The following is a 12,526-nucleotide window of genomic DNA, read 5'->3' on the forward strand; positions in this document are numbered from 1 at the left end:
TGTTAATCTTGTAGAGAAAAGACTCGTTGTAATAGTCTTGACGTTCTAGACGCAAGATCTGTTCTAATTTGCTGTTCTTCTACTGCAATCATTTTATAAACTCCTTTCAAAGCCTCATTAGTAACATAATCAGGAAGATCGGGATTCACCTTGCTAGCCAGTGGTAAATTATTATATTTCGCAATAATATTGCTCCATACTTGAGTTGCACCCACCTTATCTAAAGAATTAGAAATAACCGGATTAAACTTAGAGTATAGTTGATCTTCAGTTTTTGAAGTTAAATAAGATGTAGCAGCTGTATTATTTCCTAAAAGAATATTTCTTGCATCATTAAAAGTTATTTGCTGAACAGCGCTTACAAAGATTGGTGTTGCTTCTTTCACCGCATCTTCAGCAGCTCTATTCAATACTTTCAATCCTTCATCTGCTAAAGAGCTTAATCCAACACTACGTAAGGTTTGATCAACTTTTTGAAGTTCTGGAGGAAGCGAAATTCTTACAAGCTCATTTTTGAAAAAACCATCTTCCTGGGTTAACTTGTTAACTTGCCTATCTATTCCCAAATTTAATGCCTCTCTTAGTCCGGAAGAAATTTCGGTATTAGTAACCCCATATTCAGAATTTGGAAGTTGTGAAGCGATATCTTGTAATTCTGCACATCCTAAAAATAAAGGAAGTATTAAAAGAAGTAGAAGTTTTTTCATAATATGAACGATTTCAAAATTTCTATAAAAGTCTGATTTATTTAGCTGTAGTCATGTTATAGTTTTACTAAAACCTTTATTTATAAATAAATAATAAATAGCATTTTAAGTTGGTAATTTAATTCTTGATGCGTTTTATAATCTGTAAATCTTTAAAATATTTCTCTATTTCGAAAGTTCATTACGAAATTCGTAAATTGCGGAATCAAAATTTAAAATTTACCAATGGAAGTACAAGCTCCTTATATACCTCAGAATAAAGTTAGAATAGTAACAGCTGCCTCTCTTTTTGATGGACATGATGCTGCTATAAATATTATGAGAAGAATTATTCAATCTACCGGGGTTGAAGTAATTCATTTAGGACATGATAGAAGTGTTGAAGAAGTGGTTAATTGTGCCATTCAGGAAGATGCCAATGCTATTGCAATGACTTCTTATCAGGGAGGACATAATGAATACTTTAAGTATATGTATGATCTGCTTAAAGAAAAAGGAGCAGCGCACATTAAGATCTTTGGTGGTGGAGGTGGAGTAATACTTCCTGAAGAGATCAAAGAACTTATGGATTATGGTGTAACCAGGATCTATGCTCCAGATGATGGTAGAGAAATGGGATTGCAAGGGATGATTAATGATCTGGTAAGAACTGCAGATACACCCACTCCAAAATTAGAAAAGGAAAGTCAAGCTGAAGAATTGCTGAAAAATAAAGATGTAAACACTATTGCACGTTTAATTTCTTTAGCTGAAAATAGACACGAAGACTTTAAAAAGGTTTTCGATAAAATAAAAATGCCAGAGCTTAAAACTCCAGTTCTTGGAATTACCGGAACCGGTGGGTCTGGAAAATCTTCTTTGGTAGATGAATTAGTAAGAAGATTCTTGATCGACTTTCCGGAGAAAACCATTGGAATTATATCTGTAGATCCATCAAAGAAAAAAACGGGTGGAGCACTATTAGGAGATAGAATTAGAATGAATGCGATTAATAACACCAGAGTTTATATGCGTTCCTTGGCAACAAGACAATCCAACCTTGCATTGTCTAAGTATGTTGCTGAAGCTGTAGATGTGCTAAAAGCAGCTCAATATGATCTAATTATTTTAGAAACCTCTGGAATTGGGCAATCTGATACTGAAATTTTAGAACATTCTGATGCTTCTCTTTATGTAATGACACCAGAATTTGGTGCTGCTACTCAGTTAGAGAAAATAGATATGTTAGATTTTGCAGATCTAGTAGCAATAAACAAATTTGATAAACGTGGAGCCTTGGATGCACTTCGTGATGTGAAAAAGCAATATCAAAGAAATCATCAGTTATGGCATGAAGATGCAGAAAAGCTTCCTGTTTATGGAACTATTGCTTCTCAGTTTAATGACCCTGGAATGAATACACTTTATAGTAATATCATCAATAAAGTGGATGAGAAAACCGGATCTAAATTTAATTCTACTTTCGAGATAAGTGATGATAAAAGTGAGAAGATCTTCATCATTCCGCCAAAAAGAACCAGATATCTTTCTGAGATCTCCGAGAATAATAGAAGTTATGATGAGAAAGCAGATTCTCAAGTGGAAGTTGCGCAAAAGCTTTATGGAATTTATAAAACAATAGAATCTGTAACCAATGTTAAGCCAACACTTTCTCAATACGGTTTGGATGAAGAGAGTTTAGAAGAAAGTAAAACTGAACAAAACTCAGATCTTTCAGATCTTCTAAAGAAAGAATTCGATCGCGTAAAAATGGATCTAGATCCATATAATTGGGAAGTTATTACCGGTTGGAGCGAAAAAGTAAATAAATATAAAGAGCCGATTTATTCTTTCAAGGTACGTGACAAAGAGATAAAAGTGGAGACTCATACAGAATCTCTTTCGCATACGCAGATCCCGAAAATAGCTTTGCCAAAGTATCAAGCTTGGGGAGATATTCTAAGATGGTGTCTTCAAGAAAATGTACCGGGAGAATTTCCTTATACAGCAGGGCTTTATCCGTTTAAAAGAGCTGGAGAAGATCCAACCAGAATGTTTGCGGGAGAAGGTGGGCCAGAGCGTACCAACAGGCGTTTTCATTACGTAAGTCAGGGGCTACCGGCAAAACGTCTATCTACAGCGTTCGATTCTGTTACTCTTTATGGTAACGATCCAGATTTTAGACCAGATATCTACGGAAAGATTGGTAATGCAGGAGTTTCGATTTGCTGTTTAGACGATGCTAAGAAGTTATATTCAGGTTTTGATCTTGCAGATGCAATGACATCGGTGAGTATGACCATTAACGGTCCGGCACCAATGTTACTTGGGTTTTTTATGAATGCTGCCATAGATCAGCAATGTGAGAAGTATATTGTTGAAAATGGATTAGAGAGAGAAGTTGAAGAAAAAATCGATAAGCTCTATAAGGATAAAGAAGTAGATAGACCATTTTATCAGGGAAAATTACCGGAAGGTAATAATGGTTTAGGTCTTATGCTGTTAGGAGTTACCGGAGATCAGGTTTTACCTTCAGATATTTATGAAGACATTAAAAAACATACCTTAAGTGTTGTTCGTGGTACGGTACAGGCAGATATATTAAAAGAAGATCAGGCACAGAATACCTGTATTTTCTCTACAGAATTTGCTTTGAGATTGATGGGAGATGTTCAAGAATATTTTATTGAAGAAAAAGTAAGAAACTTTTATTCGGTATCTATATCTGGTTATCACATAGCAGAAGCAGGGGCAAATCCTGTTACTCAATTGGCTTTAACATTGGCTAACGGCTTTACGTATGTAGAGTATTACTTAAGCAGAGGAATGGACATCAATAAATTTGGTCCAAACCTTTCCTTCTTTTTCTCTAACGGAATAGATCCTGAATATGCGGTAATTGGTAGAGTGGCACGTAAGATATGGGCTAAAGCATTAAAATATAAATATGGAGCTAATCCAAGAGCTCAAATGTTGAAATATCACATTCAAACTTCTGGAAGATCCTTGCATGCTCAGGAGATAGATTTTAATGATATTAGAACAACGCTTCAAGCACTTTATGCAATTTACGATAACTGTAATTCCTTACATACCAATGCGTATGATGAGGCTATTACTACGCCTACAGAAGCTTCTGTAAGAAGAGCAATGGCAATTCAGTTAATTATCAATAAAGAGTTAGGGCTAACCAAAAATGAAAACCCAATTCAAGGTGCTTTCATTATTGAAGAATTGACAGATCTTGTAGAAGAAGCAGTTCTTTTAGAATTTGATAGAATAACAGAAAGAGGTGGTGTTCTTGGTGCTATGGAAACCATGTACCAACGTAGCAAGATACAGGAAGAAAGCTTGTATTATGAAACATTGAAGCATAATGGTGAATTTCCAATTATTGGTGTAAATACATTCTTGAGTTCTACAGGTTCTCCAACGGTTACACCGGGAGAGGTAATTAGAGCAACAGAGGAAGAAAAGCAATATCAAATTACGACCCTTCAAAATTTGCAGAAGGCGAAAGAAAATGATGCAGAACGTTCATTGGTTAAAATTAGAGAAGCTGCTATTAATAATGAGAATTTATTTGAAGTTCTTATGGAAGCTACAAAAGTTTGTTCTCTAGGGCAGATCACTCAGGCAATGTTCGAAGTTGGCGGACAGTATAGAAGAAATATGTAATTGTTAGAGTATATAATTGAATAAAAGGCGCTACTCTTTAGTTAAAAGGGTAGCGCTTTTTTTATTTTCAAAATGTATTAGATAATTATTTAATCCAAAAAATTAATTTAACTTCGCAGCTTCTTAAAACTAATCTAATGGAAAATCTGTGGTTATTTGCTATAGCTGTATTTACAGGTTTCTTCGCGATTAATAGTCCCGCTGGGAATATTCCGATTTTTATCAGTCTTACTAAACAGGCAGATAGAGCTACCAAAAAGAAAATATCTAAAAAGGCTACTATCACTGCTTTTATTATTGTTACCGGATTTATAATTCTGGGTAAATATATTTTCGATCTTTTTGGTTTAACAATTCCAGCATTTAAGATCACGGGAGGAATTTTAATATTCTTTGTTGGGTTTGAAATGATACGTTCTCAAGAATCTAGTATAGATAACCAAACTGAGGTAAACTTTAATGAAGGTATCTCGATCTCTCCATTAGCTATCCCTATTCTTGCAGGACCTGGAACTATAGTTACTGCAATGAACTATACAACTACTGCAGGATACATAGAATTAGTTATTATTATCTCTATGTTAGCCTTAATTATGTGGCTTAACTATTTGGCTTTTATCTCTAGCGAATATTTGGTGAAATATATAGGTGCCAATAAAATCGTGGTAATAGAGAAGATCATGGGATTGATCATAGCCATTATAGGTACCAATATGTTTATACAGGGTGTAAAATTGGCATTCTTTACAGAAGATGTGCTACTTAAATAACTACTCGTCTTTCTTGTAGTGAAGATTATTTAGCCAATCTGTAAATAGGTTTTCAAATTGAAGGATCTCAGATTTTAGAAGATTTAAGAACTCTGTTTCCTTCACTCCATTAAATTCTAACTTTCTGCACTTTATAAGCATTCTTTTGGCAGACTTTCTAATATTATTAGCACGTTTTAATCTTAAAGAAGAATTGGAGGTATTATGTACCACTGCCAAACTTGGCACCAATCTTAGAGAGTCTGATACTATTTCTCCAGCAAAATGATAATTATAGTTATTGGAAATTCCCATTTCCATCACATTTTTATTGTCACTAATAATACATGCAATGGCGCGAGATACCTTAAAGATCTCCTGAGCTTTTTGGTAAACTTTTAATTGAGTAAAATTAGATTCCATATAAAACTATAATTTCTTACGTTTCATAAAAATAGCAAGAATGCTGATGGTCATGCTTTAATATTTAAAGCATAATTGCGCTATTACTTTAATATTATGTAATTTTAGTCTTAAAATATTTAAAAATGCCTTTAGATAGAATAAACTGGTTAATACTAGATGAGTTGCAGATCAATGCTCGTCAATCGTTTGCGGAGATTGGCAGAAAAGTTGGTTTAACCTCTCCTGCAGTAGCAGAGCGAGTTAAGAAGATGGAAGATAAAGGAATTATAAAGGGCTATAAAGCTGAGGTTTCCTATCACAAAACAGGACATCAATTAAAAGCAGTTATTACCTTAAGAGCTTTTATGGGAAGACTCAAGCCTTTTTTAGAGAAGGTAAAAGAATTTAAAGAAGTGATTAATTGTTACAGGATCACCGGTAATGAAAATATTATTATGGAAGTGGTCTTATTCGATCAAACTCACTTAGAAGAATTTATAGATAAGCTAATTACCTACGGAGAAACAAAAACGCATATTATTCTATCTAATGTCGTAGAACATGCACCTATAAAAAGTAGGGGGGGTAGATAAACTATTTATTTAATTCCACTTACAAGATACATCATTGAGCCTCCTGCAGCATGATACTGCTCTCTTTGTAATGCGCCCATTACATGCTCATCTCTCCTTGAGTATTTTTCCTGATACTCAAAATAGAACTGCATATATTCTTCCCCTGCAGCACTAAAAAAATCTATATCTTTTTGAGTATTAGATTTCCAGGAACTTCCCTTCATCCATTGTTTTAAGGTTGCTACTTGTTCCTCATTATTGTAAGGAGGATACATTGCAATCGCTTTGTCAGACAATCTAACTTCAATATTCTTAAGTTCTTCCAATGCAAACATTCCCGGTAAGAGATCACCTAGAGAATTATCTCCTCGACCCATATTTTTCTTACCTCTTTCTATGATCAATCTATATTTAATGTGGTCTAGAGTTTCCTCTATAGAATCATTTTTAGTAAGCGATGTTTTGGTTAAGCTTTGAACGATATTGTTTGGTTCTACACATAGCAAAATTCCGCCAGGTTTTAAAACTCGAAGCATTTCTTTAAGCGCTTTTTGCGGGTGAGGAACATGAATAAGAACTGTTTGGCAGGTAACCATTTCAAAATGATCATCTTCAAAAGGCAGATTTTGAGCATCTCCTTTTAATAAATTGAAGGACCTATCTAAATTATAGATATGTCCTTCTAGTTCTTTATTTTCTGAATACCACCTAACATCACTATCTACTGCCGTAATAGAAGCGTTGTGAGAAAGGTATGGTGCAAGTAACCTCGTCCAATGTCCATTTCCACAACCTACATCTAGCATAGATCCAATTCTGGATAGCTCAAGCCTATTGGCAGTGAGATCAAGAAATGCCTTGTTCCACCAAAAATCTCTGTAGTCTCCAAAGTAATTTTCAGAATGTCCTTTATTTAGCTTTGGATCTGTCAAAACTTCTGCCCTTAGAATTATTATTAGAATTTGAGTTTGTTCGCTTAGAATTAGAAGGTTTGCTCTGGTTTCTTGATGGTCTTCTTTGTTGAGGTTTCTTTGCCGGAACTTCAAAGAGCTCCATTGGATAATTATGACCTTCAATTACAGGAATCTTCTGATCTATTAATTTTTGAATATCTCTAATGTATGATTTTTCCTCATAATCTGAAAAAGAAATAGCTTTACCACTAGCTCCAGCTCTACCTGTTCTTCCTATACGATGAACATAAGTTTCTGCTATGTTTGGGACTTCGTAATTAATTACCAAAGCCAACTCATCTATATCTATTCCACGAGCTGCAATATCTGTAGCTACAAGTACGCGGGTAGTCTTGTCTTTAAAGTTCTTTAAAGCTTTCTGTCTTGCATTCTGAGTTTTATTCCCGTGAATGGCTTCCGCTTTTATATTTTCCTTCATAAGGTCTTTAACCACCTTATTAGCACCATGTTTAGTTCTTGTAAAAACAAGCACTCTATCTGCATCATTATCCTGTAAGAGGTCAATAAGCAAATTCTTCTTATTCGCTTTATCTATAAAATATACTTCTTGCTGTATCATTTCCGCAGTAGAAGATACTGGTGTAACTTCAACTTTTACCGGATTATCTAAAATACTATTGGCAAGATCTAGAATAGAATCTGGCATGGTAGCAGAGAAGAATAAAGTTTGACGTTTTTGAGGAATTTTTTTGATCACTTTTTTTACATCATGAACAAATCCCATATCAAGCATTCTATCTGCTTCATCTAAGGTGAAAATTTCAATTTTGGAAAGAGAGATAAAACCTTGATCCATCAGATCCAACAATCTTCCTGGGGTTGCCACTAAAATGTCTACTCCATTTCTTAACGCATTAACCTGAGAATTTTGAGGAACACCACCAAAGATCACAAGATGTTTAAGATTGGTGAATCGTCCATAATCAGCAAGGCTTTCACCAATTTGAATAGCAAGTTCTCTTGTAGGTGTTAAGATCAAACATTTAATGTCTGTTCTGCGACCATTGTTTTGAGAATTTGAGTTTAATAGTTGTATTGTAGGAATGGAGAAAGCGGCTGTTTTTCCTGTTCCGGTTTGGGCGCAACCTAGAACGTCGCGTCCTTTTAATATTGCGGGTATAGATTGTGCTTGTATAGGGGTAGGATTGGTATATCCCACTTTTTGTACTGCCTTTTGTAAAGGTTCAGTTAATTGTAAATCGTTAAATGTCATGTATGAATTATAAATGCTGCGCCGCTTGAAAATTTGTTCTGGGGCAGACTATGTGTAAATGTTGCGTTGTCGGAGAAGATCGCAACCGGCTGCAAAGATAGGGCTTTATTCTGAAGTAGGAAGTTTAAGGCAAGCAATGCCAAATTTTAACACTCTTTTACGTTATGAATATAATTTAGTTAAAATCTGCGTAATTGTAATTTCTTTAATACTTGTGCGACAACTCTGTAGTTATCTTTGATAAAAATAATACGCTATGAAAAATTATACTTTAATATTCCTTGCATTAACCGTTATAACAGGTTTAATAGGCTTTACAGGAATGAACTTTTTTGGTATACCGGCGGTGAGAGTGTTATTTGTGATATTTGCCGATCTATTGGTGATCTCAGTATTAGCAAAAATCTTTTTCCCAGAAACTGAAAATATGAAATTGCAAAGAGTTAAAAAATAATCCCAACATTTTGTTTAGAAAAAGCCCTTAAGGTCTCTATGATAGAGGCCTTTTTTTATATGCTCAATTTATTCTAACTTGATGTTTTAAATCTTGAATTCTTGAAATATCTATTCCTAACTTTCTTCATGTTCTCTAGTGTGCTAATTTCAGCACAGCAATTAACGCTTAAAAAAGGTATCGTAACAGATAGTTTGATTGTGGCAAATGCCTCAAATGAAACTTTTTCTGTATACCTGCCAACTTCTTATACAACAGAAAAGACCTGGCCTATTATTGTAATTTTTGATTCTGAAGGGAGAGGTAAAATAGTTACACAATTATTTAAAAAGATAGGAGAAGAGCAAGGTTATATAATTGCGGCTTCCAATAATGTCTCGAAGGATCTGGATCTTTTAAAAAATGTAGAAATTGGTGATAGATTAATAGAGACCGTACAGGCTTATTTTTCTATTGATAAGAATGCTATTTATACCACCGGTAGTAATGCAGGAGCAGAAGCTGCCATGGCGGTCTCTGCTATTCGAACAGATATTAAAGGTGTGATGGCTATTGGAGATTTCTGGATTAACTCAGAGTTTCTGAAAAAAAATAAAGGATATGCTTTTGTGGGCATGATAGATTATAAAGATCCAGATTATTATAGGCTCAGCGATATCAGTAGTTATATTTCCAAAATAGGATACCCCTCTCGTATTTACTCATTTACAAGTGCAAAGGAATATCCTTCAGCAGATCTTATCTATAGCGGTATATCTGAGTTTACGCTTCAAAGACTTAAATCAGACTCAACAGTAAATGGTAATTCTGCACAGAAGTTATTTGAGTACGATCTTCGAATCGCAGAGAATTTAAGAAGAAAGTTAAGTTTTTATGAAGCCTATGAATTTCTAGATCTTATGTCTCAAAAATTTCCAGTAGAAGGTTCTCAGGATATCATCAGAGAAATGCAGAAAGAAATTAAAAAAAATAAGATCTATAGATCTCAAAGAAGAAATTTTGCCAAAGCCATCACCACAGAAAACATTAAGAAGTCTGAATTTTCCTATTATTTAGCGGATGATCTGGCACAGATAAATTTTGAAAATCTCGGATATTGGAATCAGCAAATTAAAGAGCTAGAAGAAAACAAGGGTTCTGAAAATATTGCAGAAGCGAGAATGGGTTATAGATTGCAAGGATATCTTCAAAATATGGCGCAATTATCTCTTGTACAGTTTGAGGAGCAAGGATCCAGTATAGATCTATTAGTCTTTACAGCTGTATTACAAACTATCTTTGATAAAGAAAACCCAAAAGGATATTTTAAAGTAATATCATTAAGTGCCTCAGATGGAGACTACGAAACAGCGCTGCTTTACTTAGAAGATCTCTTAAAAACCGGCTATGATAATTTAGATGCACTTTATACTATCCCAGGAACCTTGGATCTTAAATTAAGCCCGGAATATAACAAGGTTATCAGGAAATACTTGGGAAGATCTAAATTCTATAATCTTAATTTGGAGGAGAACTAATAGCTTCTTTTCTTATTGTAATTTTCAGCCAGACAAGAAGCGCACAGGCTAGGATAGCTAAAAATACCATTGTGTACCACGTAAATTCATAGCCAAAATTTTCTATAAGTTGCATTCCCGAATTATGTCCAAAGATGTGGCTAGTAGAAAAAGCGATACTGTAAAGTGCCATATAAGATCCTTGTTTACCTCTTTCTGCTCTCTTTAAAGCAAATGTATTAGAGAATGGGAAGGCTATCATTTCTCCTATTGTAAGAAATATCATTCCAACAATTAGTATCCCTATTAATCCGCTTAGGTTTACTAGTAAGAAACTTATTCCTACCAAAGCGGTACCCCAAATCATTAAACCAATAGGGTTAAACTTCCTACTTTCCAGATATTTTATTAGGGGCATTTCTAATAAAAATATCAAAAAGCCGTTCATGCCTAATAATAATCCAATTTCAAATTCAGACATTTTGAAGCCTTGAGCATAGTACAAAGGCATGGTAGAGAAGTATTGAATGAATATAAATCCAAATAAGATCATAGATACTATAAAAAGTAAATAAGGTCTATCACTCATAACCCCAAGCGGATTTAAGTTTTCTTCAAGTTTATTTTCTATAGCCTTCTTAGGATGTAATAATTTCAATAACAATAATCCTGCTGCCAAGCAGGTAATACCATCTACCCAAAAAAGTCCGCTGTACCCTGAAGTAGCTATTATTAGTCCGCCTAAAGCCGGACCGGCAGAAAATCCCAAATTAATAGCCAATCTTATAAGCGTTACAGATCTGGTTCTGTTTTCAGGCTTGCTATATGCGCTAATTGCTACAAATACTGCGGGTCGAAACATATCTGCCACCATCATCACCAAAAATATACCTGCACAGATTCCCCAAAAGGTTGTTGGGAATTGAAGTAGTACAAATAGAACAGAAGATAAGATCAAACTTCCGGTCATTGTTTTGTAGTGGCCTATAGTATCTACGAGTTTTCCTCCTAACCATGATCCTGCTACAGAACCTAGTCCAAAAAATGTTAAGATCCATCCAACTTGCTCTAAAGAAAATCCTCTGCTCTTAGTTAGATATAAAGAAAGGAAGGGTATAACCATGGTTCCGGCACGATTTATAAAGGTAATAAATGCTAAAAGCCAAACTTCCTTCCTTAAGTCGCTAAAAGAATCTATATAAGAGCGGTATATTCTACTAATCATTGATAAGAGATAGATCTCAAAATTAGATTAATTTTCGCTAATATTATTCTCTAATTTGAATCAACTAAATAGTGAATTATGTCATTTTTAAGATTAAAGAGAATAGTGTTGTTGTTAATTATGTTTGAAACATTTTGCGTTGCGGCTCAAACTTCTGAAAAGGAAAGTGTGTTAGAATTTCAGCGTAACATCAATAAAGAATTTAAAGATCCTGCCGAATCTCCTTTAACTATTGAAGAGAGAAAAGTTTTTAAAAGTCTTACCTTCTTAAAAATTGATACTACCTATGTGGTTGAAGCAGAATTTATTAGAACACCTTTTGAATCTCCTTTTGAAATGCCTACTACAAAAAAGCGCACTCCAATTTATGTTAAGTATGGAGAATTATATTTTAAGCTGAAAGGAAAGAATTTGAAGTTGAACGTCTATCAAAGTCAGGATCTATTGCGAAAACCGGAATATGCAGACTACTTATTTTTGCCTTTTACAGATCTTACTAATGGAGATATAACTTATGGCGGAGGTAGATATATAGACTTGTTATTACCTTTATCTAAAAAGGTAACTCTAGATTTTAATAAAGCTTACAATCCTTACTGCGCTTACAGTAAAAAATATGCTTGTCCTATTCTTCCTGTAGAAAATGATTTAGACATAGCAATTCCAGTAGGGGTGAGTTATAATGCTAAAGATTTTTTACACTAATTTTGACAGGAATAAACCAATAAATATAGCAGTAAATCCAGCAAGTAAACTTCCAAAAGTATAAATAGAGAAGTTAAAATAATCTCCGGCTTTCAAAAGTTCCTGATTTTCAAAAGCAAAAGTAGAAAAGGTAGTAAAACCACCACAAAATCCTGTAGCTAAAAATAAGATCATATTATTAGAAAGTTGACCACCTTTTAAAGCTATACCTAAAAAAAGGCCTAACAGCAAGCTTCCTAAAATATTTACGGTTAGTGTTCCTAATGGTACTTGGAACGGAAGCTGATTTAAATATTTTGAGATAGCATATCTTAAAACACTTCCCAAGCCTCCTCCTAAAAAAACCATTAATAAGGCTTTCATAAA

At 34.2% G+C, this 12,526-nt stretch carries 12 protein-coding genes; 6 read left to right on the forward strand and 6 right to left on the reverse strand.

What is annotated here, in order from left to right; genetic code table 11:
• Positions 1–2 precede the first annotated feature (2 nt).
• On the reverse strand, positions 3–707 hold the full coding sequence (locus tag P163_RS09390) for a DUF4197 domain-containing protein (protein WP_034890044.1): 705 nt from the start codon (positions 705–707) through the stop codon (positions 3–5).
• 225 nt (positions 708–932) lie between these two features.
• Between P163_RS09390 and P163_RS09395 the strand changes: the two genes are divergently transcribed.
• Together P163_RS09395 and P163_RS09400 are read left to right on the forward strand one after the other, a co-directional pair.
• Entirely contained in the window at positions 933–4,364 is a 3,432-nt protein-coding gene (locus P163_RS09395) for a methylmalonyl-CoA mutase family protein (protein WP_034890047.1), read from the forward strand.
• Between the two features lie 137 nt (positions 4,365–4,501).
• On the forward strand, positions 4,502–5,134 hold the full coding sequence (locus P163_RS09400; RefSeq protein WP_034890050.1) for a MarC family protein: 633 nt from the start codon (positions 4,502–4,504) through the stop codon (positions 5,132–5,134).
• Here P163_RS09400 and P163_RS09405 read toward each other — a convergent pair whose 3' ends face one another.
• Positions 5,135–5,536 carry a hypothetical protein gene (locus tag P163_RS09405; protein WP_034890053.1) on the reverse strand — a complete coding sequence of 134 codons (402 nt, stop codon included), beginning with the start codon at positions 5,534–5,536 and terminating at the stop codon, positions 5,135–5,137.
• 125 nt (positions 5,537–5,661) lie between these two features.
• Here P163_RS09405 and P163_RS09410 point away from each other — a divergent pair, with 125 nt between their 5' ends.
• The gene (locus tag P163_RS09410) at positions 5,662–6,111 is read left to right on the forward strand and encodes an Lrp/AsnC family transcriptional regulator (RefSeq protein WP_034890057.1); all 450 of its coding nucleotides are present in this window, start codon (positions 5,662–5,664) and stop codon (positions 6,109–6,111) included.
• Positions 6,112–6,116: 5 nt separating this feature from the next.
• Here P163_RS09410 and P163_RS09415 read toward each other — a convergent pair whose 3' ends face one another.
• Together P163_RS09415 and P163_RS09420 are read right to left on the reverse strand one after the other, a co-directional pair.
• Positions 6,117–7,025, reverse strand: coding sequence for a class I SAM-dependent methyltransferase (locus P163_RS09415; protein WP_034890060.1), 909 nt, complete (start codon positions 7,023–7,025; stop codon positions 6,117–6,119).
• Positions 7,003–8,280, reverse strand: coding sequence for a DEAD/DEAH box helicase (locus tag P163_RS09420; protein WP_034890063.1), 1,278 nt, complete (start codon positions 8,278–8,280; stop codon positions 7,003–7,005). The genes P163_RS09415 and P163_RS09420 overlap by 23 nt, the downstream gene beginning before the upstream one ends.
• 256 nt (positions 8,281–8,536) lie before the next feature.
• Between P163_RS09420 and P163_RS09425 the strand changes: the two genes are divergently transcribed.
• Both P163_RS09425 and P163_RS09430 read left to right on the forward strand, forming a co-directional pair.
• On the forward strand, positions 8,537–8,734 hold the full coding sequence (locus tag P163_RS09425; RefSeq protein WP_034890066.1) for a DUF1328 domain-containing protein: 198 nt from the start codon (positions 8,537–8,539) through the stop codon (positions 8,732–8,734).
• Between the two features lie 101 nt (positions 8,735–8,835).
• On the forward strand, positions 8,836–10,251 hold the full coding sequence (locus P163_RS09430) for a hypothetical protein (protein WP_156100678.1): 1,416 nt from the start codon (positions 8,836–8,838) through the stop codon (positions 10,249–10,251).
• Here P163_RS09430 and P163_RS09435 read toward each other — a convergent pair.
• Entirely contained in the window at positions 10,232–11,452 is a 1,221-nt protein-coding gene (locus P163_RS09435) for an MDR family MFS transporter (protein WP_034894204.1), read from the reverse strand. The two genes, P163_RS09430 and P163_RS09435, sit on opposite strands and share 20 nt — an antisense overlap.
• An 81-nt stretch (positions 11,453–11,533) precedes the next feature.
• Between P163_RS09435 and P163_RS09440 the strand changes: the two genes are divergently transcribed.
• Complete coding sequence (locus tag P163_RS09440; protein ID WP_034890073.1) at positions 11,534–12,160, forward strand: DUF1684 domain-containing protein; 627 nt, start codon at positions 11,534–11,536, stop codon at positions 12,158–12,160.
• Here P163_RS09440 and crcB read toward each other — a convergent pair.
• A complete protein-coding gene (gene crcB, locus P163_RS09445) occupies positions 12,152–12,523 on the reverse strand; it encodes a fluoride efflux transporter CrcB (RefSeq protein WP_034890076.1) in 372 nt (123 codons plus the stop codon). The two genes, P163_RS09440 and crcB, sit on opposite strands and share 9 nt — an antisense overlap.
• Positions 12,524–12,526: the final 3 nt, after the last annotated feature.

Source organism: Gillisia sp. Hel_I_29 (assembly GCF_000744275.1).
Lineage (GTDB): Bacteria > Bacteroidota > Bacteroidia > Flavobacteriales > Flavobacteriaceae > Gillisia.

Coding starts and splice junctions, on each gene's coding strand:
- P163_RS09390 (WP_034890044.1), bottom strand. CDS start 707: ATGAAAAAACTTCTACTTCTTTTAATACTTCCTTTATTTTTAGGATGT.
- P163_RS09395 (WP_034890047.1), top strand. CDS start 933: ATGGAAGTACAAGCTCCTTATATACCTCAGAATAAAGTTAGAATAGTA.
- P163_RS09400 (WP_034890050.1), top strand. CDS start 4,502: ATGGAAAATCTGTGGTTATTTGCTATAGCTGTATTTACAGGTTTCTTC.
- P163_RS09405 (WP_034890053.1), bottom strand. CDS start 5,536: ATGGAATCTAATTTTACTCAATTAAAAGTTTACCAAAAAGCTCAGGAG.
- P163_RS09410 (WP_034890057.1), top strand. CDS start 5,662: ATGCCTTTAGATAGAATAAACTGGTTAATACTAGATGAGTTGCAGATC.
- P163_RS09420 (WP_034890063.1), bottom strand. CDS start 8,280: ATGACATTTAACGATTTACAATTAACTGAACCTTTACAAAAGGCAGTA.
- P163_RS09425 (WP_034890066.1), top strand. CDS start 8,537: ATGAAAAATTATACTTTAATATTCCTTGCATTAACCGTTATAACAGGT.
- P163_RS09440 (WP_034890073.1), top strand. CDS start 11,534: ATGTCATTTTTAAGATTAAAGAGAATAGTGTTGTTGTTAATTATGTTT.
- crcB (WP_034890076.1), bottom strand. CDS start 12,523: ATGAAAGCCTTATTAATGGTTTTTTTAGGAGGAGGCTTGGGAAGTGTT.